We start from the raw sequence: 25,611 nt of genomic DNA, 5'->3' as shown, positions 1-25,611 counted from the left end.
GGAACAGATGCAAAAGATCATACACCGAGAAAACGATCGTGGCCATGTTGATTTTGGTTGGTTGAAAAGTGCCCACTCGTTTAGCTTTGGGCAATATTTTGATCCAGAAAAAGTAAACTTCGGGGCTTTACGCGTATTAAACGATGATCAGGTTGAAGGGGGGCAGGGCTTTGGTCGCCATTCTCATGACAATATGGAGATTGTGAGCATACCTTTGGAAGGAGTACTTTCCCATCAGGACAGTATGGGCAATGTCCGAAACATTGAAACCGGAGATGTGCAAATTATGTCTGCAGGCAAAGGAGTAAAGCATTCGGAGTTTAATGGCGACCAGAAGGAGCTTGTTAAGTTTCTTCAGATCTGGATAATACCTCATGAAATGAATCTTACACCGGGTTATGACCAGAAGTCTTACCTTCATTTGGACCGTCATAATAAGTTTGTAACCATTGTGTCCCCAAATGTTTCGGACTCGGATGCGGTTCATATTCATCAAGATGCATATTTCAATATTGTGGACTTGGATGAAGGGAATACAATCCCGTATACTGTTCATTCTGAAAGAAACGGAATTTATCTTTTTGTATTAGAGGGTAAGGTACAGGTAGCGGACGAAATATTATCGCGAAGAGATGCCATCGGCATCTACGAGTCGGATAAAATTGAGATTAAGGCAGAGTACAATGCAAAATTGCTGCTGATTGAAGTTCCAATGTTTTAATACAGCTAATATATTATTATGATTTAGTTAGACCGATATCATTCCATCATATCTTGTACTTCGATACCTGACAGTGAAATAGTGAGACTGATGAGTTACGGGAAGAAGAAATCTAAACGCATTGATTAAAAAGGAGTCCTATAAATGGACTCTTTTTTCGTAAATTGGGGTAAGAATAGCTATCACATCCATGAATGATTTATTGTACGCTTTTGAAGGCCGCGATGTCTTATTGATTATGTTATCAGTTCTGATTGGACTTTTAATTGGTATTGAACGTGAATACAGGAATAAATCTGCAGGATTACGGACTTTTATACTGGTGAGTTTTGGCTCCTGCCTTTTTACTATTATTTCGTTGAAGATAGGTGTCGGAAATCCAGATCGACTAGCAGCTAATATTATTACAGGAATTGGTTTTTTAGGGGCTGGAGTAATCTTTAAAGAAGATAATAAGGTTAGCGGAATTACAACAGCAACAACGATATGGGCAACAGCATCTCTGGGAATGTGTGTCGGCACAGGGAATATTTTTTTAGCTTTTATCGGTGTAGGGTTGGTTTTAGTGATTTTGGGGCTGTTGACCTATTTACAGACTTATATTGATAATTACCATAAAATTAAAGACTATGAGCTCCAGACCTTATCTGAAGCAGATTTTGAACATACAGAGCAATTGATCAGACAGATGGGGTTTAAAGCAACAATCGTAAATCAACGGTATAATAAGGAGAGTCTAAACACTACCTGGCGATTGACAGGCAACATAAATCAACATAAAGAGCTCGTTAAAGTTTTGCGAAGGGATAAACAAATTGTTGCATATCAATATTAGGAAGGGGAGCCAGAATCTGAATCTTGTACAGGAGAGATCTTTTGCAACAGTTGATTCACTTCGTCTTCGGTTGCGGTCAATTTTGCCCGACATACCTCAATGAGATCAGATGCACGTTTGATTTTCTCTGCAAGCTCATCAATATTTGTTGTTCCATTCTCAATTTCTTTTACAATCGTTTGTAATTCATTGAAGGCATCGGTATACGTGTATTTTTGTTCCATTGTATGCTATCTCTTTAAATTTTTCACGCTAAATATAGTTCCGGTTAGTTGTTTTTGGAACTGGTGCTAAGCGCCTTCTTATCCGTTACAGTACTTGTAATTTCGCCATCTTCCACCATCGTTTGGATCAGATCACCCGGAGATATCTGATCGATAGATTGAAGTAACTTGCCATTGACTTTTGTAATGGAAAACCCTTGTTTAAGCAGCCTCCGCGGATCAGAAAGCTGGATAATCCGTTCAGTATGTGCCAACGCCGTTTTATGTTCATAAAAGCGTAGTTTGATCAGCGCAGCCAGTTCGTGTTGAATCTGTTGAATATTAGTGCGCGCAGTCTGAAGTTCTCTTTTCCCAATCCATTGGATGTGCGTTGCCATTTGAGCCAAAGTATTCCTTTCTTCCTTAAAACGAGTAGAGATCAGTTGTTGGATGCTTTCAGCTGCTTTGTCAATAGGAACAGAAAAATTATGAAACTTTTGAATGAGAAAATCAGCCAGCTCACTTGGTGTGATTGCATTTTTGTAGGCCACCATCTCACTCACAGTATAGTTGGTAGAATGGCCAATTCCGGTCAATACAGGAATAGGGAAGATTGCGATAGCCCTTGCCAACAAATAATTATTGTAGCTCGATAGGCCAACCTCACCGCCACCGCCACGAATAATGGCAACCACATCAAATTCAGCTATTTTATCGGCAATGATCGCAAGTTGATTGATGATTGATGGAATAGATTTATCACCCTGTAAGAGCGCCGGAAATAAGGTGCATTCCAACCGATAACCCCAAGGATTTTGATTGATAATCTTGTAAAAATCGGAAAGGCCTTTACTTGTTTCCACCGAAACAATGGCTAGTCTTTTTGGAAGTGTTGGGAACGGAACGGATTTATTAGCCTCATAAATGCCCTCTTCTTTGAGCTTTCTTATGCTATCCAACTTCTCTTTCTCCAGCTCTCCCAACGTAAAAGTTGGATCAATATCGACAATCCTTAAGCTCAAACCATACATCGGATCATAGGAAATACTTGCTTGAAATAACATCGTAATACCCTCCCGTAAGGGTTCTTGCGCAATTTTCAGAAAATTGTTGTTGATTCGGGTGAAGTCTGCTTTCCACAAAGTTGATCTGATCTCGGCTACAATTTTACCGTCTTGCTTTTCAACGAGCTCAGGGTAACAATGTCCGGAATGCGTATAATGGTTGAGTTTATTCATCTCCGCCTTGATCCAATATAAGCTCTTGTAACGCTCAGCAAGCGTTTTTTGGATACTTTTGCTAACCTCCAAAAGGGAAAATATTGTTTTATCTTGAATCAATTCCGGCATTAACCAAACTTACAGAAAAAAAAAGATTTATACTTGCTCAGGCCAAAAATCCCTATACTGAAGCTGTAAAAAACAGGCGTAACAAAATTGATTTTTTTTAGGGAAAGGACTTTGCTTTTTTATTTTATTCGTATTTTTATTTGATAGAACCTAAAAAACGATAAAATCAGAATGAAAAAAGGATTTTTTGGGGTGTTATTTGCAGGTTTGTTCTGTATTGGCCCCTTGTTCGCTCAATATAAGTCGACCATAAAGAATGAAACCATACTTTACAATAATGTAGATCAGCTACTCCCTTTGGGTAATCTGGCACAGTTACGTATTGCTGTCGTTGTGCCTCATGCTGAAAAATATGCTGCGTTTACAAGCCAATTGGCACGTTATGCAGGCATTACGCTATTTGATTTCAGTAAATTTGATGAAGATATCAAATATTATAATACAATTATTGTTGCGGGTAAGGAAGATGATTTGGATGCCGATTGCCTGTCACAGTTAAAGCAGGCTGTACTGAACAATAAAAAAGTTGTTCTTTGTCATTTCTTTGAACAAGAACGCAACAAAAAATCATTGTCCGAACATCCACAGTCTGATTTGATCGAGTTGTTGGCTCCTTTTACGGAACTTGGTCAACGCAATGCCGCGATGTCTATTTTTGGTGGTGCCGCGATTACTGTAGGAAATGTTAAGACGGCTCAATCGAGACTGCAATACAGTTCAGGTGAAAACTCCAATCTGAATTTGGGTAAATTGACCAAAAAAATTGATGCCATTGCACAAGAAGCTATTGAAAAGCAGGCAACCCCCGGTGCAGTTGTGATGATTATCAAAGATGGACAGGTGCTATTGGAGAAATCTTATGGTTATCATACCTATTCAAAAGACATTCCAACAAAAACAGGTGATATTTTTGATCTGGCCTCCGTCAGTAAAATTGCGGGTACTACACCCGTGATTATGCGATTGACGGAGCGTAATATCATTAATCTCGATAGTACGATGGGGCATTACCTGTGGCAGGCAAAGTATACCAATAAAAAGGATATCAAATTGCGTTCTGTGATGCTACATGAAGCAGGGTTTACACCATTTATTCCTTTTTATAAATATTTAAAAGCAGGTGATGTTGTTGCCGTACCGGACCAACAACATCAGGTCAAGATGGCTGACAATAGTTATATTCTCAATCATTATTACCGCGATGTGATGTGGCCCGAAATGTTAAAATCGCCTGTTAAGCCAACAGGAAACTATGTGTATAGTGATATTAGCATGTATGTGATGAAGGAGGTTGCTGAACATCAGACGGCCGAACCATTGCAGGATTATGTTCAGGAAAATTTCTATAAACCATTAGGTATGACACATGCAGGATACCTTCCAAGGGAGCGATTTGCGAAGGAACAGATTGTGCCTACCGAGCAGGATACTTCGTTCCGTAAAACATTGTTGGAAGGTTACGTGCACGATCAGGGGGCAGCTATGGCCGGCGGTATCGCTGGACATGCGGGCTTATTTGCCACAGCCAATGACCTCGCGATATATGGCCAGCTTTTGCTCAACCGTGGAGAATACGGAGGCGAGCGTTATTTTAAGACTGAAACAATCGATCTTTTTACGTCTAAGCAGTCCACGACAAGCCGAAGAGGGTTGGGGTTCGACCGCTGGGATCCAAACCCAAAAAACGAGTACCCCTCTAAATTGGCCAATAGCACTGTCTTTGGGCATACGGGATATACAGGCACCTGTATCTGGGTGGATCCCCAAAACCAATTGATTTATATCTTCCTATCCAATCGCGTGCACCCGCAGGTCAGCACCAAATTGTTGGATCTCAATATCCGTAGCCGGATTCAGGATGCCATTTATGAAACAATCAATGAAGTGAAGAAATGATAAAAAAGCTATTGTTCATGGGGCTGGGCATGTTATCTTTAAACAGGTTGGCTTATAGTCAGGATTATAAAAAAGTTCATCAGGATCTGGTTATTGTGGATGGACATAATGATGTAATCTATGAATCAATTTTCGGAGGAAAGGATATTGGTCAGCGACTGAGTACAGGCGCTACGGATTTGCCAAGATTAAAAGAAGGTGGAGTCGATGTGCAGGTATTTGCTGTGTGGTCCGATGATGCAAAATGGAAGACCGGTGCATTTGAGCATGCCAATGCGCAAATAGATGCACTGGAGAAAATGATCGTTGCCAACGCCGAGAACATTGCTTTGGCAAAATCAGTAAGGGATATTGATGCTATTTTAAAAGCCGGAAAAATTGCTGCATTGATCGGTGTGGAGGGCGGTAATATGATCGAAGGGAGCATAGACAATCTCATCAAACTCCATGAACGTGGTGCGAAATATTTAACCTTGACCTGGAACTATAATGTGCCTTGGGCGAGTTGTGCCGCAATGGAGTCTGGCAAGATGGATTCGAAGGCAAAGGGATTAACAGATCATGGGAAAGCGATCATTCGAAAAATGAATGAACTTGGCATGCTAGTCGATCTCTCCCACGGTGGTGAGCAGACTTTTTATGACGCCATTGCGGTGTCCAGTAAGCCTATATTGGTGTCACACAGTAATGCCTATCGTTTATGTCCACATTTCCGAAATTTGAAAGATGAACAATTGGAGGCCCTGAAGAAAAATGGCGGTGTGATCGGTGTCAACTTTTACTCTGGTTTTTTAGATCCCGAGTATGAGACACGATTAAAGAGAATGTATACACGGCAATTTGGTAAGAATGCCGACACTACATTGAGTACCTGGAAGATGTATGATAAGTTGCCCGTTGATGTTAGGTATGAAGTCGATGCACCAATGTCCAAACTATTGGACCATATTGATTATCTGGTCAAGAAAGTAGGAATTGAACATGTTGCCGTTGGATCGGATTTTGATGGCATCGAATCTGCTCCCCAAGGCTTAGAAGATGTTTCTAAATTTCCTTTATTGACAAAAGGACTTTTAGAAAGAGGTTACAACAAAGCCGATATCGCTAAAATCATGGGACAGAATTTTCTACGGATTTTAAAAGAAAACGAAGGGTAAAGTAAAGGATAGAAATTTGTAATTTCGTAGAATGGCAAAAACAAAATCAGCATATTTCTGTCAAAACTGTGGCTATGAGGCTTCCAAATGGATGGGACAGTGTCCATCGTGCAAACAATGGAATAGTTTCGTGGAGGAAGTGGTCGAAAAGTCAAGCTCAAAAGTTCCTGAATGGCGAAGCACCACAACAACAGGGAATACAAAGCGGGCAAACAAAGCGGCTATTATTCATGAGATAGTATATCAGGATGAATCGCGTATCTTGACTCCAGATCAGGAGTTTAATCGGGTGTTGGGAGGGGGAATCGTCCCGGGGTCCCTGGTGTTGATAGGTGGTGAACCCGGAATTGGAAAATCCACATTGATGCTCCAGCTGGCTTTGTCCATTCCACAGGTCAAAACGCTCTATATTTCCGGAGAGGAGAGTGAGCAGCAAATCAAGATGCGGGCCGAGCGATTGTCACAATCCTCGAAAGCCAATTGTTATATTCTGACGGAAACATCGACACAAAATATTTTCAAGCAGATCGAGACAGTACAACCTAATGTCATTGTCATAGATTCCATCCAAACCTTGCATTCAGCGCAGATTGAATCGGCGCCGGGGTCGGTTTCCCAAGTGCGGGAATGTACAGCCGAATTACTACGGTTTGCCAAAGAAACCAGTACCCCAGTATTTATTGTGGGCCATATTACCAAAGATGGTTCGATTGCAGGACCGAAAGTCTTGGAACATATGGTCGATACGGTACTCCAATTTGAGGGTGACCGCCATCACGTCTATCGTATATTGCGTGCGGTAAAAAATAGGTTTGGCTCCGCTTCGGAATTGGGTATATATGAAATGCAGGGTTCCGGATTGCGGGAGGTGTCAAATCCGTCCGAAATTATGATTTCACAACGCGATGAGCCCGTGAGTGGTGTTTCCATTGCGGCTATGCTAGAGGGGATGCGGCCGATGATGATTGAAGTTCAGGCCTTGGTGAGCAATTCCGCATTTGGTACAGCCCAACGCTCATCTACAGGTTATGATACAAAACGATTAAACATGTTGTTGGCTGTATTGGAAAAGCGATTTGGTTTTCGGTTAAGTGCACAGGATGTATTTTTGAATATTGCCGGAGGACTTCGCGTTGAAGACCCAGCCATCGATCTGGCAGTTATCGTGGCTATTATTTCGTCACAACAAGATATTCCGATAAAGACCAGCCTGACCTTTGCTGGCGAAGTAGGTTTATCCGGAGAGATCAGAGCTGTAAATCGGATTGAACAACGTATTCAAGAAGCTGAGAAGTTGGGCTTTGATGGGATCTTTATTTCCAAGTTTAATACCAAAGGATTGGATGCCAAGAAATATAATATTGCCATTAGACCAGTAGCTAAATTGGAAGACCTGTTTAGCGCCTTATTTGGTTAATATAGAATAAGAACCATATTAAAAAAACAGGTGCCCGAATTTTCGGACACCTGTTTTTTCTTTAATATTTCTTCTATTTCCTTATAGCCTCATGGCTAACATTCCTTCTTACTTTAATACTTCTTTTAGCTTGGCACGTAAAGCATCGCCATGTAAATTCTTCGCAATGATTTTTCCACTCGGGTCAATCAACACATTTTGGGGGATAGATTTCACCGCGTATAAAGTGCCAACATCATTTTGCCAACGTTTTAAGTCAGAAACATGTTTCCAATGTAGCTTGTCTGTGTGAATGGCCTTGATCCAAGAGTTGCGGTCTTTGTCAAAGGATATACCGAGGATTTCAAAGTTGTCTCCTTTGAACTGTTCATAAGTTTTTACAAGATCTGGACTTTCAACGCGACAGTCTGGACACCATGAAGCCCAAAAATCAAGTAATACATATTTACCTTTGAAATCGGATAGTTGTACAGGGGTGCCTGTTGTATCATTTTGTGTAAAAGCAGGCGCAACTTTGCCGATCTGAACAGTCTCTAGCGCATTCAGATATTCCTGAAACTCTTTTCCTTCAATGGAATTTTTTACATTGCCACTCAAGGTATTATAAAGTGCCTGTAACTCGGTATAGACAGGGTCGTAGCCGCCTACACGACGCAAATCAACTAAAGTTGAGATGGAATCCGGTGCTGCTTTTACGCGGGCGATATATTCCTGTTTGGTCAATTCTTTTTTCTGGGCTAAACCAAAGAACGGAAGAACCAAAAAAAGTAGTGTGATGTATTTTATCATGTTGCTATTCTTGTATATATTTACAAATATAAGAAAATCCACTAATTTGGTAGATTAATAAAATGTCAAAAAATGAACTTCAACCTAATAGCTAAACTTCCACATGTCGGTACATCGATCTTTACCAAGATGACCACGCTTGCCAATGAGGAGCAGGCGCTGAATCTGTCACAGGGTTTTCCAGACTTTGAGACGGACCCCAAGCTTGTACAATTGGTCTCCGCCGCAATGGAAAAAGGACATAACCAATATGCGCCAATGATCGGTGCCCAAAGCCTACGGGAGACGATCGTAAATAAATACAAGGCGGTATATGCCGTGGATATAGATCCAACTGAAGAACTCACGGTTACAGCCGGAGGAACCCAGGGCATCTTTACAGCTATAGCAACGGTCGTCAGCCAGGGAGATGAAGTGATTATATTCGAGCCGGCATACGATAGTTATGCCCCAACGATTGAATTGTTTGGCGGTAAGGTTGTTCCAGTTCGATTATTGGCACCAGATTTTCAAATTGACTGGGATTATGTGGCTACACTGATCAACGAAAAAACGCGATTGGTGATTATCAATAATCCGAATAATCCTACTGGAAAAGTACTCGGAAAAGAGGACCTAAATAAACTTGGGAAGCTATTAGCGGGAACAAACACCCTGTTATTAAGCGATGAAGTTTATGAACATCTCGTTTTTGATGGAGTTTCGCCGCAATCTGTTTTAAGTATACCGAGTTTGCGTGAACGGAGTTTTGTCGTCGCTTCCTTTGGAAAGCTGTTGCATACCACGGGATGGAAGATTGGCTACTGTGTGGCGCCAGTTCTATTGATGCGCGAATTTCGGAAAATCCATCAGTTTAATGTATTCAGTGTTAATACGCCTATGCAGATCGCAATTGCCGAATATTTGAAAGATATTGCTTATGTGGAGAGTCTTGCTGGTTTCTTTGCGAAGAAGAGAGACTTACTCAAAAATGGATTGGCGCAGTCTCGTTTCAAGATTCTCCCTTGTGAAGGGACCTATTTTCTTAATCTCGATTATAGTGCCATTAGTCAGGAGAAGGAGTTTGATTTTGCCTGCTATTTGACAAAACATCACAAAATAGCGACGATTCCGCTCTCGGCGTTTTACAAACAAGCTACAGATCAGCAAGTTTTACGTGTTTGTTTTGCTAAACAGGATGTTACTTTGTTAAAAGCAGTAGCGATTTTAAACGAAATATAGTGGGATTTCTATGCTAAAATAAGGGCTAAAAGGTTTTATTTAAAATATTGTTAAGAATAAGCCACTTTATTAAAATTTTACTTCAACTTAACTCACTAATTTCATAAATTTGTAATTCACGTTTATCAATATATCCATAAAATGGCTAGATTAAATTTATTGGAAGAAACACGCTTCGAAAAAGTCCCTGTAAGCGTCTATCCAGATCAAAATTCAGCTTCGAAAAACGTTGCAAATCGTATTGCTGAAATTATTCGTGCAAAGCAGGAGAAAGGTGAAAAAGCTGTTCTAGGTCTTGCTACTGGTGCTACACCGGTGAAAGTTTATCAAGAATTGATTCGCTTGCACAAAGAAGAAGGTTTAAGCTTTAAGAACGTGATTACCTTCAATCTTGATGAATATTTTCCGATGCAACCTGACGCCGATCAGAGCTATGTGGCTTTTATGAACAAAAATTTGTTCGATCATGTAGACATTGATAAGGCGAATGTAAATATTCCTGATGGTACCCTAGCACCGGATCAAGTCAATGCGTTTTGTGAAGCATACGAACAAAAGATTACTGCTGCTGGTGGTTTAGATATTCAATTATTAGGTATTGGTCGTACAGGCCATATTGGATTTAATGAACCGGGGTCTGCTCCAAACTCTGGTACCCGTATTGTAACCTTAGACGATTTGACACGTCGGGATGCATCACGTGCTTTTGGTGGTAAAGAAAATGTGCCGAGAAAAGCGATCACGATGGGTGTCGGTACAATTTTCAAAGCGCGCGAGATTATCTTGATGGCTTGGACTGAAACGAAAGCCGAGATCATTAGGAAAGCGGTTGAGGGCGAGATTTCGTCAGAGATTCCTGCAACATATCTTCAACTATCGGATAATGTCGAATTCATCTTAGATGAGGCGGCGGCATCCTTGTTGACACGTTTTGACCTTCCATGGTTGGCAGAAGATGTTACCTGGACGCCAACATTGATCAAAAAAGCCGTTGTTTGGTTAGCGCTGGAAATCAATAAACCGATTTTGAAACTGACGGACGAAGACTATAGCGCTCATGGTATGGCAAAGTTGGTGACGGAAACTGGCCCTGCTTATAACATCAATATCCGTATTTTTAATGAACTTCAACATACGATTACAGGATGGCCAGGGGGTAAACCCAATGTAGACGATTCACAACGTCCAGAGCGTGCTAATCCGGCGAAGAAAAACGCGATTGTATTTTCTCCGCACCCAGATGATGATGTCATCTCTATGGGCGGAACATTTATCCGTTTGGCTGACCAAGGGCACAATGTACATGTTGCTTATCAGACTTGTGGTAATACGGCTGTGTGGGATGATGATGTGGTACGTTACTTGGAATTTGCTGAAGATTTGGCAAATCAAATTGGTGCAAATACCGAGGCCGCTCAAATCAATCAGATTTATGATGAAGAAAGAGCAATCTTTGCAACGAAAAAACCAAATCAGATCGATACCGAACTTGTTCGCAAAATAAAGGCATTGATCCGTAAAGGAGAAGCTATTGCTGGAGCTCGTTTAGTCGGTTTGCCAGATGAAAATATCCATTTCCAAGATCTACCATTCTACGATAGACAAAAATTTGCGAAGGATGTATCGTTTGAAGATGATATCCAACAAACGATGGAATTGTTGCGTCAGGTAAAACCGCACCAAGTATTCGCAGCAGGAGATTTTGCAGATCCACATGGTACGCATAAAGTATGTTTCGATATTTTGTTCGAGGCTCTGAGAAGATTGAGCAAAACTGACGAGTGGACAAAAGACTGTTGGTTGTGGTTGTATAGAGGTGCATGGCATGAATATCCGATCCATGAGATCGAAATGGCAGTTCCATTATCTCCACAAGAGGTATATCGCAAGCGTTTAGCGATCTTCAAACATCAATCCCAAAAAGATCTACCTGTATTCCCAGGTGATGATCCACGTGAATTCTGGGTACGTGCTGAAGACCGTACGAGCGATACCGCAGCAATGTATGACCGATTAGGTCTTGCAAACTATGAAGCGATAGAAGCTTTTGTAAGATGGAAATTTGACTAAAATAGTCTGAATTAATATAGGAAAGCTCTGAATCTTAATTGGTTCAGAGCTTTTTTGTTTTTAGTTGTTATAGCAAGCAAAATTTTTATACCTTTGCTTCACTATTTAGATTAATTAAAAATAATTACCCAAAATTATTAACATGGACAAACACTTACTTGCACTTGCCTCTACATTTTTAATCGGAAGCGCTGTATACGGTCAAACTTCAGGAATCGTAAAAGGAAAGGTTGTAGATGCAAACAACAACCCATTAAGCTCAGTAACCGTTTCAATCGGTGATAAAACAGTACGGACAGACCATAAAGGTCATTTCAGACTTCAGGGTGTCGATCAGAATGCAATCATTCGTTTTACTTATCTAGGTTATCAGGCGACATCGGTTGATTATGTTTTTAGTTCCACTAGCCGTGAGGTTGTCATGAAACCGGTGGTGTTAGTGGGCAATGAGCAAGCCATCGATGAGGTGGAAGTGTTTGGTGAGCGGAATAAAAAGCCGAAGGGGCTTGAGATGATTACCCGTATGCCGTTAAAACCTTCCGATCAGATTCAGAGTATATCGGTGATATCCAATAAAGTAATTCAAGATCAGGGTATATTGACATTGACTGATGCTGTTAGAAATATTCCGGGTGTTACACTATTTGGTTCTTACGGTGGCGTCAAAGAATCACTATCTACACGGGGTTTCAGGGGTGTACCAGTTTTGAAAAATGGCGTACGTATGGACTCGCAGTTTCAGACAGCTTCTGGCGTCGTTGATATGCAAGGGGTGGAGTCTATTCAGATGATCAAAGGATCCGCAGCGGTGACGCAAGGTGTTATTACTGACCTCGGGAATGCCGGTGGGGTGATTAACGTCGTGACAAAAACGCCTAATTTTACAAACTCTGGGGAGGTTGGGGTACGTGTGGGAAGCTGGGGGCAGTTTCGGCCAACATTCGATTTTCAGACCGTATTAGACAAAAAAGAGACTGTCGCTTTTCGTATGGATGGTGCCTATGAAAGGAATGATAGTTTCAGAAAAGGGCTTTCAGCCAACCGTGTCTATCTGAACCCATCACTGGCCTGGAAACCTACTGAGAGAACAACGATCACATTGGAAGGAGACTATTTCAACGATAACCGTACCCCGGTAAATTCGGCGGTTAACTTAAACCCTTCGCAGAGTATTAATGCTTTATATGTCATACCCAATAATAAATTCTTAGGTATGAATTCTGATAACGTTAACACAGAGATGAAGAGCTTTATGGGACAGATCAATCATGAATTGAGCGACCGTTGGAGTATTCGCGCCTCAATTGCGACCTCATCTTATCAGGTCGATAACTTGACAACATCGGCGACTCTGATAGAGGACAAAGAGGAAAAGTTCAATACCTTTTCGCGGAAGATGAGTAAGAGCTTAAGAGATGATAAGAATAAGACATTTCAGTTTGATCTGATTGGAAAAGATCTTTATACAGGTAAGGTAAAGCATTTGGTACAGGCGGGAGTTGACTATCGTATCGCCGATGCAACAACAACTTCGTTTGGTACCAAATTGAGTTTGTTGGACAGTAAAGTTCCCTTGTCAAAGCCTGATCAGGCAGCTTTAGCCGGGGGTATAATTGACGTGATTGATATTCATGGCGATTGGGCCAACGATTTGACCCAAGTATATTATGTGGATTCATTGGGGAATAATCAGATAGGAAAGAAGGTGGCTTTTGAGGCTAAAACTCCTGTTAGAAATTACTATTCTTCTGTTGGCTTTATGGCGCAGGATGTTATTGAATTCAATAAATACATTAAGGCAGTATTGGGTTTGCGTTACTCTGAGATGACGACGAAGGACTTTATATCAAACGGAAATAAGAGGGTATCAGCTTGGAATCCGATGGCAGGTGTTATCGTAACGCCTTTCGAGAATTTCAATGTATTCGGATCTTATACGAACTCAACCAGTCTCAGAAGTGCAGCCAATCCAATGGTTGATGGGACCAAAGCGGGTGCTTCAACTACCGAACAATTCGAAGGGGGGATTAAATCAGATTGGTTGGATAATAGACTGCGTTTCAATTTAACTTATTTCCATATTTATACATCTGACCTAACGAATGCGGAATATAATGATGCGAATCAACCAACAGGTCTTTATTTTAAAGCGGGTGATTTAGTCCGGGATGGTATCGAAGCTGAATTAAACGGTCGTGTGTTGGAAAATCTAACGGTGATGTTGGGCTATGCATATTTAGATGCCCGATATAAAAATTCTCCATCCTACATGAATGGCTCTGCGCCAATGAATGCGCCAAAACATACGGCCAATGCTTGGGTGCAATATGTCTTTAATCAAGGTGCTTTAAGAAATCTGAGCTTAAGTGCCGGAGTGTATTATGTGGGCGATCGTCCAGTAAATGAGTATAGTCTAACACCGCAAGGCCACGGTGAATATTATGGCGAAAAACCATTCAATATGCCAGCTTATACAACTTTAAATGCACAGGTGGGGTATAAATGGCGAAGGTTTGATGCAAAAGTTTTTGTTAACAATATCACCAACGAGATTGGCTTGAACTCGTATTTCCGTGGCGGTTTTATCAATCAGATCGACCCTAGAAATGCTGCCGTATCATTAAGCTATAAGTTTTAAGCAGAGCGCATTTAATAGTGAGCGCAAGTAAAAAGGGGTGTTTTTCGAATAGAAAACACCCCTTTTTTAATTTTAAACGGCCATCGGAAGTATTATTTCAGCACTTCAATGATGACTTTCTCTATGTTGGCTATTACTATTTTTGTTGTAATAATCCCGTTCAGTTTTTAATATGCAATAACGTCTCCGGATCTACCTTTGGCATCAAAGACCTTGAATAGATATTTCTTGCCCGCTTGAAAAGGAATTGCGCCATTTACTTCTTTTGATTTCAATGTCGGTGTACTTCCATTCTCTGTATAATAGACTTTGAATCCGGGATAATCGGTGTTGATATAAAGCTGGTTACCTTCTTTTTTAATACCAAGCTTCGGAAGGCGATAGGTGTAACCCCCATCAATAATATCCAGTTTCTTCAATTCATCCTCGCCTAATTTCTTAATAAATGCTGTATACGACTTACGATAGGTTGCTTCATCATAAGAATTGCCTTTTTCCCAAGCTTGTTCTTGCGCCCAGGCGCGATCGGCAATAGCAATTAATCGAGGGAATATCATCTCTTCAAGGCGTTGATCTGTCGATACTTTTTCGGCCCAGAGGGCACCCTTAATGCCGAGTAGATTTTTCTTTCCTTCAGCAGTAAGCTGCACTTTGTTGGTATACGCTTCTTTTACGAGATCTTTTCCGGTATCATCTTTACGAAGATTAATGAAGAAGTTTTCCGGCGAGAAAGAATAGGTTCTGTTCAGGTTTACAGTACCTACCCAGCTATGGCCTGGATCTGCAAAGTCGCGGTCCCATGACATATCCAGATAGTTGTTTGCCGCGCTGGTATAGACAACTTTATAGCCTGCATTTGCTAAGCGGTAAGCTAAATCCTCCTGTCCTTGACCCGGAAGATTATTCCATACATTGAGATGGATGCCGGATTTACCCAATTCCGCGTTAACTTCCATTCCTTTCCCTTTATTGCGCATGCCCATCTCTTCCCATCCAGACATCGTCAAACCCTTATCTTGAACAAGCTTGTTAATTTTGGCGATATATATCGGCCATACATCAAGTACATTGCTGATATTATTATCCTTCATGAAAGCAAGGATTTTTGGTGATTTTTCCCAGACACCACTCGGTGTCTCATCTCCTCCCAAATCGATAATTTTCAACGGTACTCCAGCTTTTTCATGGATCGTTTTGATTTCATCGACCACTTTGCTCAGGAAATGATATGTTGAAGGTAGGGCAGGGTTCATCACATTATCATTCCAGTTTTGTGCGGAGTTATAGACCGATTTGTCATCCGCATCATCCAACAGGAATTCTTCAGCTTTTTGCTTATCGCCTGCCTTAGTAAAATGTGCAAAGCGTGCACGCATTGCTTTGATCGCGGCACGGGCATGCCCCGGTGTTTCTACTTCAGGTATCACATCGATATGCCTTGCTTGCGCATATTTTAAGATTTCGATATAATCAGCTACGGTGTAGAATTGATGCGCTTTTGCAGTTGCACCAGAGCCGTAAGCAGGTTGAATTCCTTTACCGTCTTCAAAATTAGCGGTACGGTTGGCCCCCACTGCAGTCAGTTCCGGTAAGGATGGAATTTCCAATCGCCAACCTTCATCGTCAATAAAGTGGAAATGGAATTTATTTAATTTGTAGGCAGCCATCAGATCCAAAATGCGCAACACTTCTGCCTTGCTATGAAAATTACGGGCCGCATCCAACATAAATCCACGGTAGCCATAACGAGGACTATCTTCTATTTTTGTGTAAGGTAAGGCAATTGATTTGCTCGTTTTATTCCATTGTTGATGATTAATCAAGGATTTCAAAGACTGTATGGCATAAAATGCACCTGCCTTATCCGCCGCTTCTATACGGATACCTTTTGCATCGATGTTTAGGCGATAAGATTCAGCTTTTAGATCGTTTGCTTTGACGATAACAACACCATCTTGTTTTTCAGAGCTAGTTGACAACTTGATACCTGCGTATTTGTTTAGGAAATCTGTCAGAAAGCTTGCTTCGGAAGAGAATTCACTGGCGATAAATACTTTTGTACTAGTCGATATATTGAACTTTGTATTATTGTCAATACTAATATTGCTGGGTAGGGGGATAATGGCCTGCGCCTCTATACCCTCGGTAAGTTTATTTTGGTCATATTTATAAGACCAATAATCCGCTTTTTCAGCATCGGATTGAGGTGCTGTTTTCACCGCAGTGTAGTTCTGAATATCTGTTGAAAGCCCAGTTTTGCTATTTTTTATGTACAAACCGATTGGCCCGTCGGTATAATTGACGAGTCCTGTTGTGATGAAATCAATATGGATGGTGTCCTGTGATTTTAATAAAAAATTGTTTTTCTTAAAGCTTACCTGAAATAGATCGCCATTCCTGTGGTCAATGGCAAATCTTTTATCTACTTTACCAGGATCAATAGATCTGATAAAATTAAACCAGAGGCTCCAATCATTGAGCTGTATCGCACTTTTGCTCGTATTTTTCAGAATGATTGTTGAGACAGGATTTTTACGGATGTTCTGGCCATCCTTGACCTGCCAGGTGAGTTGCAGCTGATCTGCAATTGAGCTCGATTTTTGAGCATATGCTGCTTGGCTAAAAAGTGCCATGCCAAGACCCGCATAGAGTAGAGGATTTTTAATTTTTTTAAAATTAGTCATGTTGGTTACTTTTTCAATGAGTCTAAATATAGCTATTTTAGAGGGTTTTAAGATCTATTTTGAAAAAAATGAATAAAAATTTCGATAAAATTTTGACGGATTTAGAAAACTTTCTATATTTGCACACCGAAACAGAAAACGGCCCGTTCGTCTAGGGGTTAGGACGCAAGATTTTCATTCTTGAAACAGGGGTTCGATTCCCCTACGGGCTACGAGAGTGAGCAAATCAAGTTTTTACTTGATTTGCCTTTTTTTTTGACCTCTTCAGCTACTTTGTTCACATATCCCAATTTGTATTTTTACGATTTATTCATCTGTTAGATTTGGTTTTAGCGTTTTATCATAGATTTATAAACACTATTTTTTTAACATATAATTCCTGTTTATAATATACAGGAATTATATGTTAAAATCCCTTTTGCACCCTAATTAGTGATTCTCTAACAATTGTATTAAGGAGATAATGCTTTTTTTGATCTATTTCTCCCAAAAATCCAATTCAGCAATGGCCAAAGTCTTTTTGTTGGCAGCAATAGTCGTTGCCTTAATCTGAATATATCTGGCAGAGACCTGTTTTTTAAAATAGTGTAACCTTGGTGTTGGATCATTTATGAGATTGCCAAATTCAAAGTTTTCTATGGTCTCCCAGTTTTTGCCATCGTTACTGACTTGTATAATACCTCTTTCCATCATGCCATCTATTTTTTCTTTTGGAGGAGTATAAACAAAGGCGTTTAAGTGTTTTTCCATCCCTAAATCTATAGCGATTTGCTTTTTATCCTCAATTAAGGAAAGCCAATAGGTTTCTTTGTTAGCATCAAATGCCATTGATGCATTATTTGTGCTGGCTTCACTACTTACATTTAACAACTTCCAGTTTTTCTTGATCAAACCGAATGTTTCCGAGGCCACACTGCCCTTATCCTGATGTGAAATAGCAATCGCTTTAATCTTGTTATTATTAATTAGAACAGGACCTGTATATTTTTTTGATGATATACTAGGTTCTGTGCCGTCTGTAGTATAATAAATCTCAGTTCCTCTGCTTAGATTTTCTGCGGCATTCTGTCCATGGGGTTTCCATCCAAATACATGTACTTTGGGCGATATAGTCAATAGTCCATTAATATCTCTATCGAGCTGTAGTTGAGGAGGTTTTTCACGGTAATAATGCGCTTTAATTGTTGCAATGGCTGGTGATGCTCTAGAGGAAAGTACTTTAAGCCTGAACTTTGAAGCTCGGACCTCCGGAAAACGTAGGATACGCTTATAACCGATATTTGTCGCTGAAGCTACTTTTTGCCACTTATTCGATAGCCAGGCTTCAAGTACGTGTTCCTCTACTCGTTCACCATGAGAAGCTATTGCTTCCTGTAGAACAATTCTATTTATGGTAATTGGGTTTCTAGTGGTGATTTCTATTCTTTTCTCAGCTTTATTCAATAAAACATACGTATTTGGGTTATTATCTAGTACCTGTTTATTACCCTTAGCATTAGCAAATAAATTTTTATCATAGGTTTCTCTAATTCTTTTACCTACTTCAGTCAGTACTTTTACATCTTCAGCGGAGAATTTACCCGCTCTGTTTGGAGGGATGTTTAATAAAAATGTAGAGTTGCCTCCGACAGCTCTCTCATAGATATCAAACACGTCATCTGAACTACGTACTTTTTGTTTTTCATCATCGCGGTAAAACCATCCTTCACGTATTGAGGTATTTGTTTCTGCTTGCTGGTAGTGTAAATATTTCCCTTTGTATAGATCGTCCCTGCTACCTAAAGATTCTTGAGTTAGGTCCGGAAAATTGGTCGCAGTGTTAGGATTCTCGGGGTAAGGAATTATGTTCCACTCAGTACTTCGTGTTGCTCCGGCCTCATTACCACACCAACGGATGTCTTCTCTACCAAAAATAACAGCCTTTGGTGCCAAGGTATGGATCAGTTGCTTCCATGCCGCATAGTTATATTTCTGGCCACCTTTTGTTTTTGGATGGGCGCCGTCGAACCAAACTTCATCAATCTGTCCATACTCCGTTAAAAGTTCAAATAGTTGGTTAAGGAAATATTCATTATAATCATCAACTTCAAATTCAAACCTAGTTTTGTTCGTAAAAGGCTTTCCGCTGATCTGACGTGGAATGCTGCGTTTGGTGATTTTACTTAAATTTCCATATAAACCAGTAGGGCTTTCTATCTGGAAAAGGTCCGCCGGCGATAAATAAACGCCTAGTTTTAAACCATATTTTTTACAAGAGGCTGATAGTTTTTTTAGAATATCACCCTTACCATTTTCGAAATCTGTAGACATGATGCCGTGGTTGGTATAGCGGCTTTGCCAAAGTACAAACCCATCATGGTGTTTAACGGTCATAATAACCATCTTCATCCCCGCAGCTTTTATAGCCTGGCACCACTGATCAGTATGAAGTTCCTTTAAATCGAAAATTTTAGGGTCTTCTTTGCCATTGCCCCATTCCATCTGCGTAAATGTATTCGGGCCAAAGTGTATAAAGGCAATAAATTCATTTTTTAGAGCCGCAAATTGATTCTTTGTTGGTACAACATGTGCTGCTTTAGCTATAATAGTAGCCTTGGTGTCATTTTCAAAAACAGGGATTGTATTCTGCGGCTTTATCATATTGCTTTGCGCAGATGCATTTAAATAAAATAAGAGCCCTATTAATATATTGATAATTCTTCTTTTCATTTTAAGTTGATTTTTTATGTAAAATGCGGTTAAATTTAAGTGTCTGACAGCAGCTGATAACAGCTACAATTTGTGTTGCATTTTCTGTCTCAATAGCAATAAATCATCCATATAATCATCTGCGTAATTTATTATAAATATGTAGGTTATTCTAACTGTCTTAATATGTCATTTGGAGTAGCTTTAAAATCAAATGTTGATTTATTTTTGTGTTCAGTGATTTGCACCGAAAAATCATAACTTTTCTCTTTTTCGAACAATTGACTAGTTTTAAGCGATTTTACAATACTTTTATATTTTCCTACGGCTGGAATATAGTCTTCTGCCAGCAGCTTTTTCTGCCCATCAATAGTGGCATACAATTGTACTTTACTTGACTTTGATGCGATTAATCCAAAGTTCTCTATTGTTATTTTTGCTACAGTTTGTTGTGTAGTGGTTTCAAAAATTGGTCTTCTCGCACTTAAAATGGCGTCATTATAGTTAACCCAGGGTACTCGGGTATAGCCAAAAAGTATTTTGCCAGAACGGTATTTACCAAGCAACTTTGGGGCAAAATCATCCTTTTCTAACTCAAGGCCGTTTATGTTGAAGGTCAAAATCAAGTCTTTTCCAGATTTTTTTGTCTCAGTTACGCTGGCACCTCTACCGAAATTTACTGCCGTAGATGATCCAAAACGAAGCGAATTAACATCTATTTCAGTTTGTGGGTCAAAACCATCTTCTGCTTTTATCTTAATTTTTATGCTTTTTGTTTTTGGATCTGGGAAACTTTGATTGATCATTGTAATCAAGACACCGGGGTTCAAAGGAATTACAATGGCCTTGGAGCTATGGTTGTCATTGGCCAAATCTTTATCTTTTTCGATGTCAACTACAGCAAAATTCGCTTGGATGGCTCTTCCATGTTTATCTTGAAAAACCCGCATTCTTTCATATTTAAACCAGTTTTCTACATACCCATCTTCGTGAAAGGAAATACCAGGGATGTAGGCTTCACCAGCTTCTGTAACCCAGTTAATTCCATCTTTTGAACGAAGATAGTAAGCAATGCGACCTAGCCAATCATTTACAATTAAATTGTACTGAATATTATCCTTCCATATTACAGGATCTTCAAACTCTCCTTCTATATCTGGGTAAGCCCTTTTGTTTGAGATCTGATTATAAGTTGATATACCAGTTTTACTTATCCAACTACCACCGCCACGACATATCATGAGATAAGATCCATCCTCTCGCTGCGCAAAGGTAAGATTGGAAAGTCCTTCTATAATTGGCCGATCTCTTTCGTCGAATTTAAACTTTCCTTCAACCCATGGTCCATTTTCATTATTGGCTATATAATTTTTATCAATAGCGTACAATACTAATCTCCCATCCTTTAGTCTAAAGGCATCTACATTATGTCCATAGCCAATGGTATCTTTAATTTTGAAGGGGCCAAAAGAACTTTTACTGACAGCATGATAAATAATAGATTTTGGCCATTCGTGATGGCCTTTCGGGGCACTCTCACGCCAACCGGCAACGTACATGTGATACAAATCATCCTTGCCTGAAATAATATCAGCACACCAATAAGACCTTTGGCGGTCTTCAATTCCGTTATCCACATATCGTGGCAGTATATTTTTTCCGCCCCAGCTATCATCACTTAGTTTCCCTTTGGGCATGGGTAAAAATCGATCTTTAAAAGCGGCTCCTTTTACTAATTGGCTCCAGTTTGAGGGACGTGGTCTATCAATTATTTGTGCATTAACTTCACTGGTAGTTATGACAACCAACAATAGGTATAATAGTTTTTTCATTATCCGTTTATATTAAGTATTGGTAAAAGCCGACATCGAATATACTCCCCAGTGAATGAAAATGTCAAACTTAGCATCTTTAAACCATTCTGGTGTCTGATTTTTTTTCAAAGATTCCCAATTAGCCTGATAAGATTGTTGTGCTTTTGCCGGAGTTGTTAAACAAATCAATAACAAAAGGAATAATAAATAATTCATAATTTAAATATGGTTAGAAAGATATTTTTTATTTCCAATCAATCTCTAGCGAAGAGAGGAGTGATTAGCAAATCGTCAAAAGCGTCAATTTTTTGTTTGATTATACAATAATATAAATTTGGAAATCGATTTCCAAATTTATATTATTGAATCCATAGTGAATTTTTGAAAGCTCAATTAAAAATTACTTTTTTAGAACAGCTTTACTTTCTTTTGGAACTATTTCGGACAATAAGTTCACTTTGAATGATTAATCTTTCTCCTCTGCCCTTATTCCCTCCATTTTTCAAAAAAGAATTAAAATATAGATTAGCAGTATGCCTACCCAGCGATTTACTATGTTGATCTATAGAGGATAAGCTGGGCGTGGTCAGTGCGGTAAAAAATTCGTTTGCATAACCAATAATTCCTAACTGGTCCGGTACAGAAATCCCTAATTGTTTTGCAGCCTGCAATACACCTAAAGATTGATGATCAGAGGTAACAAAAAAAGCATCGGGCGGTTCGGTCGTCGAAAGTAGTTTGACGGCTGTCTTGAAAGCGTTTTCCTCATCAAGTACATCAGAAACAACGAGATCATCTATTAAAACTAATCCATTATCTCTTATTGCATTACAATAACCTTGCTTGCGGTCCTGGTAGATTGAGATGTGATCAGGGCCACCCAAAAAAGCAATGCGACTATACCCTTCTTTAAGTAGTTGTTTAACAGCGCTGTAGGAGTCCTGTGTATTGTTGTTGGTGACACTATATCCTTTTGTACACTCCGATCCTTGATTATATTCGATAGATCTATCAAACTGGATTAGACCAATGTCATGATGAATAATTTCTTCGAGATATTTTGGGGACTGTGTTTCTAAACTAATTGAAATAAAGATGCAGTCTACATTTTGTCGAATCAATGTTTCAATTGCCAAGCCCTCTTTTTTAAAGGATTCATGCGATTGGCAGATAATTAGGCTATGATTATGCTCAAAACATACTTCTTCAATACCAGCGATGGCATCTGAGAAAAAACTTTGATTAATATGAGGCACTATAACACCAATAGTCTTAGAAGAGCCTTGTCTTAGATTAGCAGCTGAAGAATTGTGTTTGTAATTGAGTTCTGCTGCTTTTTTCCTCACCATTTCGACAATATCCTTATTAACAGATGGGTAGTTATTTAGAGCTCGGGATACATAAGAAGCTGTGATACCCAGTTCTGTTGCTATATCATATATTGTTACTCTTTTTTTACTCATTATTATCAAATTTGACACAAGGTATCCAATTTTCAGTCATATAAAAAAAATAAGTATGTATTTATTTGGAAATCGATTTCAAACATTTATTTTTGATCAGAATAACTGAATATTAACAGCAAATGATAATAAATACATTGAGAAAGTGTACTTACTATTGCGCATAAATGCAATTAATGTTTGTTTGCAAGATTAAACCGCTAAAATGACAACAAAATCAAATAAGCCTCCTGGTGTGGTAGTTTGCATTCTTTTCGTATGCGCAATTGCGTATCACCTGAGCTTTTTGATATCATTTTTAAAGAACTCTTTTACGTTGAATATTGTTAAGACAGCTATCATAGGTTCCAGAATAATACAAAATATGGATATAACTGCGTACGGGCTGTGTCAGGGGCAAATGAAATAGCACTAGTTTTCAAAAATTATTGAATCTTATAAAGACTAAATTATAAATGAATATTTCAAAATCTTTTATTTGTCCGCCAATATTGTGCTATAGTGTGAAATTACGATGACAGCGTTAAATTTACCAAAGGTGATATTAGGGACTAGTTGTCTAGGAAATCTCTACGTTGCACTCCCATACGAGATTAAGTGTGCGATTGTATCAGCATATATCAAAGGTAGCAATCCTGATGAACCCGTTTTTTTTGATACTGCTGGCAAGTATGGGGCTGGTTTGGCGCTAGAATGCCTTGGAAAGTGTCTGAGAGATCTTAAAATTGAATCATCGGCAGTATCTATCAGTAACAAACTTGGCTGGCTAAGAACAGAACTTATCGGCACTGAACCAACGTTCGAAAATGGTGTTTGGAAAGAATTAAAATATGATGCGGTTCAGAAAATCAGCTATGATGGCATTTTAGAATGTTATGAACAGGGCAATATGCTATTGCAAAGCTATCAGGCTAACTCTGTATCTGTACATGATCCTGATGAATACCTAGCAATGGACGCTAAAGGAGACAGCCAAAGATATCAGGATATTATGAATGCCTATGTGGCATTGAAGGAACTAAAAGCTGCAGGCAAAGTAAATTCTGTTGGTGTTGGCGCAAAGAACTGGCAAGTTATAGCAAGGATTTGCCGGGATATTCAACCCGATTGGATAATGATTGCGAATAGCATGACAGTACACAGTCACCCAAAAGATTTACTCGGTTTCATCAAAAGAATGAAGTTTCAGGGGGTCCATGTGATTAACTCAGCAGTTTTTAATGCTGGTTTTTTAATTGGTGGAAGCCACTACAATTACAGGTATGTCGATCAAAAAACACCGGCGGGCAAAAGGTTACACCTTTGGCGCGAGCGTTTTTTTAAAGCATGTGCATCTTACAATCTTACTCCAGCAGCAGTGTGTGCAAAATTTGGGATAGCTGCTTCGGGAATAAGTAGTATCGCTTTAAGCGCGAGTTCTCTCGAGCATATTGAACAGAACATTGGTTTGATCCATACCTACATACCTAAAAGTTTTTGGCATCATCTATATCAGGAAAATTTGATTAGCGAGGAAGGTTTAAATATGACGTTTGGCTTTTAGTATATGAATAAGTGTCAAAAAAAAATAAATTATGAAAACTTTAATTTGTACAGGACCACAAAAACTAGCATACAAAGAAGGCACAATGCCAAAAGCCAAAGCTGATTTTGCGATTATAAAAATCCATCGCATCGGGGTTTGCGGCACCGATTTACATGCATTTGAAGGAACGCAACCCTTTTTTACTTATCCCCGCATTTTGGGGCACGAGATTTCTGGTGAACTGATCGATACTGGCGGTAATCAAAACTTTGAAGTGGGGGAGCCTGTGACATTTATCCCTTACATCAATTGTGAAAACTGCATTGCCTGCTTAAGTAAAAAACCTAATTGTTGCATAAATATAAAAGTCTGCGGAGTGCATACTGATGGAGGAATGGCGGAGTTTATACAGATTCCTGCACGTTTGTTGGTAAAGGGATGTGGCTTAAGTTTTGATGAACTGGCTTTGATAGAGCCTTTGGCTATAGGCGCCCATAGCCTTCGTAGAGCCCAGATAAAGCCGGGTGAGTTTGTCCTTGTAGTCGGAGCGGGTCCAATAGGACTTGGTATTATTGAACTCGCCAGAATTGCTGGCGCTCAAGTAATTGCGTTAGATGTCAACAACAATCGTTTAAATTTCTGTAGTGAAAAATTAAATCTAAGACACATCATAAATGCAAACAATGAAAATGTAGCCGATAGATTAGCTGAAATTACTGCTGGTGATATGCCTACACTGGTGATAGATGCTACCGGCAACCAAAAAGCGATTAACAATTCTTTTTATTACATGGCACATGGTGGCAGATATGTATTGGTTGGCTTACAAAAAGGTGAATTGATTGTGAGTCATCCGGAATTCCATAAACGCGAAGGGACCCTCATGAGCAGTCGAAATGCAACTATAGAAGATTTTGATCATGTCATAAACTGTATGAAAAAGCGATTGATCAACCCCGAATATTATATTACACACAGGGTATTTTTTGATGAAGTAAAAACTAAGTTTAAAAGTTGGCTCGACCCATCATCATCGGTAATAAAAGCGATGATATCCATTCGTTGATATAAGTTAATCATAATTTAGTCCCCATAAAATACCGCATAATATAAATTAATATATTCTATTAAAAACCTTGAA

Annotated in this window: 18 protein-coding genes and 1 tRNA gene; 11 read left to right on the top strand and 8 right to left on the bottom strand. The window is 39.4% G+C overall.

Going from position 1 to position 25,611, the window contains the following annotated elements; translation table 11 throughout:
- Window positions 1-7 precede the first annotated feature (7 nt).
- Both DFQ12_RS22025 and DFQ12_RS22020 read left to right on the top strand, forming a co-directional pair.
- Window positions 8-721 carry a pirin family protein gene (locus DFQ12_RS22025; protein ID WP_120261225.1) on the top strand — a complete coding sequence of 238 codons (714 nt, stop codon included), beginning with the start codon at window positions 8-10 and terminating at the stop codon, window positions 719-721.
- 190 nt (window positions 722-911) lie between these two features.
- Complete coding sequence (locus DFQ12_RS22020) at window positions 912-1,556, top strand: MgtC/SapB family protein (protein WP_120261224.1); 645 nt, start codon at window positions 912-914, stop codon at window positions 1,554-1,556.
- On the opposite strand, the gene xseB is transcribed toward DFQ12_RS22020, so the two are convergent.
- Complete coding sequence (xseB, locus tag DFQ12_RS22015; RefSeq protein ID WP_120261223.1) at window positions 1,553-1,780, bottom strand: exodeoxyribonuclease VII small subunit; 228 nt, start codon at window positions 1,778-1,780, stop codon at window positions 1,553-1,555. The two genes, DFQ12_RS22020 and xseB, sit on opposite strands and share 4 nt — an antisense overlap.
- Window positions 1,781-1,824: 44 nt before the next feature.
- Entirely contained in the window at window positions 1,825-3,108 is a 1,284-nt protein-coding gene (gene xseA, locus DFQ12_RS22010; RefSeq protein ID WP_120261222.1) for an exodeoxyribonuclease VII large subunit, read from the bottom strand.
- A 171-nt stretch (window positions 3,109-3,279) separates the two neighbouring features.
- Here xseA and DFQ12_RS22005 point away from each other — a divergent pair, with 171 nt between their 5' ends.
- From DFQ12_RS22005 to radA, 3 genes are read left to right on the top strand one after another with little or no spacing between them, the layout of a single operon-like run.
- Window positions 3,280-5,004 (top strand): serine hydrolase domain-containing protein, encoded by a 1,725-nt coding sequence (locus tag DFQ12_RS22005; protein WP_120261221.1) that lies wholly within the window; start codon window positions 3,280-3,282, stop codon window positions 5,002-5,004.
- Window positions 5,001-6,161, top strand: a complete 1,161-nt coding sequence (locus DFQ12_RS22000; RefSeq protein ID WP_120261220.1) for a dipeptidase — start codon at window positions 5,001-5,003, stop codon at window positions 6,159-6,161. The genes DFQ12_RS22005 and DFQ12_RS22000 overlap by 4 nt, the downstream gene beginning before the upstream one ends.
- Before the next feature lie 31 nt (window positions 6,162-6,192).
- Window positions 6,193-7,578 carry a DNA repair protein RadA gene (gene radA / locus DFQ12_RS21995; protein ID WP_120261219.1) on the top strand — a complete coding sequence of 462 codons (1,386 nt, stop codon included), beginning with the start codon at window positions 6,193-6,195 and terminating at the stop codon, window positions 7,576-7,578.
- Between the two features lie 108 nt (window positions 7,579-7,686).
- Here radA and DFQ12_RS21990 read toward each other — a convergent pair whose 3' ends face one another.
- Window positions 7,687-8,367 (bottom strand): peroxiredoxin family protein, encoded by a 681-nt coding sequence (locus DFQ12_RS21990; protein WP_120261218.1) that lies wholly within the window; start codon window positions 8,365-8,367, stop codon window positions 7,687-7,689.
- A 72-nt stretch (window positions 8,368-8,439) separates the two neighbouring features.
- Between DFQ12_RS21990 and DFQ12_RS21985 the strand changes: the two genes are divergently transcribed.
- The 3 genes from DFQ12_RS21985 to DFQ12_RS21975 all read left to right on the top strand — a co-directional run bounded on the left by DFQ12_RS21985 (window position 8,440) and on the right by DFQ12_RS21975 (window position 14,296).
- Window positions 8,440-9,588, top strand: a complete 1,149-nt coding sequence (locus tag DFQ12_RS21985; protein WP_120261217.1) for a methionine aminotransferase — start codon at window positions 8,440-8,442, stop codon at window positions 9,586-9,588.
- Between the two features lie 141 nt (window positions 9,589-9,729).
- A complete protein-coding gene (gene nagB, locus DFQ12_RS21980) occupies window positions 9,730-11,658 on the top strand; it encodes a glucosamine-6-phosphate deaminase (RefSeq protein WP_120261216.1) in 1,929 nt (642 codons plus the stop codon).
- Window positions 11,659-11,800: 142 nt separating this feature from the next.
- On the top strand, window positions 11,801-14,296 hold the full coding sequence (locus DFQ12_RS21975; protein ID WP_120261215.1) for a TonB-dependent receptor domain-containing protein: 2,496 nt from the start codon (window positions 11,801-11,803) through the stop codon (window positions 14,294-14,296).
- A 167-nt stretch (window positions 14,297-14,463) separates the two neighbouring features.
- Here the strand turns inward: DFQ12_RS21975 and DFQ12_RS21970 are convergent, their stop codons facing one another.
- On the bottom strand, window positions 14,464-16,980 hold the full coding sequence (locus DFQ12_RS21970) for a family 20 glycosylhydrolase (protein WP_120261214.1): 2,517 nt from the start codon (window positions 16,978-16,980) through the stop codon (window positions 14,464-14,466).
- Between the two features lie 140 nt (window positions 16,981-17,120).
- Between DFQ12_RS21970 and DFQ12_RS21965 the strand changes: the two genes are divergently transcribed.
- Window positions 17,121-17,192 (top strand) — tRNA-Glu (locus tag DFQ12_RS21965).
- Window positions 17,193-17,457: 265 nt separating this feature from the next.
- Here the strand turns inward: DFQ12_RS21965 and DFQ12_RS21960 are convergent.
- The 4 genes from DFQ12_RS21960 to DFQ12_RS21945 form a co-directional block, all read right to left on the bottom strand.
- Window positions 17,458-19,689: an alpha-L-fucosidase gene (locus DFQ12_RS21960; RefSeq protein WP_120261213.1), complete on the bottom strand. Its 2,232-nt coding sequence runs from the start codon at window positions 19,687-19,689 to the stop codon at window positions 17,458-17,460.
- Window positions 19,690-19,835: 146 nt separating this feature from the next.
- Window positions 19,836-21,500 carry a glycoside hydrolase family protein gene (locus DFQ12_RS21955; protein WP_120261212.1) on the bottom strand — a complete coding sequence of 555 codons (1,665 nt, stop codon included), beginning with the start codon at window positions 21,498-21,500 and terminating at the stop codon, window positions 19,836-19,838.
- Between the two features lie 12 nt (window positions 21,501-21,512).
- On the bottom strand, window positions 21,513-21,698 hold the full coding sequence (locus DFQ12_RS21950; RefSeq protein WP_120261211.1) for an alpha-L-fucosidase: 186 nt from the start codon (window positions 21,696-21,698) through the stop codon (window positions 21,513-21,515).
- A gap of 203 nt (window positions 21,699-21,901) precedes the next feature.
- Window positions 21,902-22,945, bottom strand: a complete 1,044-nt coding sequence (locus DFQ12_RS21945; protein ID WP_120261210.1) for a LacI family DNA-binding transcriptional regulator — start codon at window positions 22,943-22,945, stop codon at window positions 21,902-21,904.
- Window positions 22,946-23,459: 514 nt separating this feature from the next.
- Here DFQ12_RS21945 and DFQ12_RS21940 point away from each other — a divergent pair.
- Together DFQ12_RS21940 and DFQ12_RS21935 are read left to right on the top strand one after the other, a co-directional pair.
- Window positions 23,460-24,488 carry an aldo/keto reductase gene (locus DFQ12_RS21940; protein WP_120261209.1) on the top strand — a complete coding sequence of 343 codons (1,029 nt, stop codon included), beginning with the start codon at window positions 23,460-23,462 and terminating at the stop codon, window positions 24,486-24,488.
- Between the two features lie 31 nt (window positions 24,489-24,519).
- Window positions 24,520-25,536: a zinc-binding alcohol dehydrogenase family protein gene (locus DFQ12_RS21935; protein ID WP_120261208.1), complete on the top strand. Its 1,017-nt coding sequence runs from the start codon at window positions 24,520-24,522 to the stop codon at window positions 25,534-25,536.
- Window positions 25,537-25,611 lie beyond the last annotated feature (75 nt).

This window comes from Sphingobacterium detergens, from assembly GCF_003610355.1.
GTDB lineage: Bacteria > Bacteroidota > Bacteroidia > Sphingobacteriales > Sphingobacteriaceae > Sphingobacterium > Sphingobacterium detergens.
The sequence above is the reverse complement of the archived record's forward strand: the minus strand, read 5'-3'. Positions and strand labels throughout refer to the sequence as shown.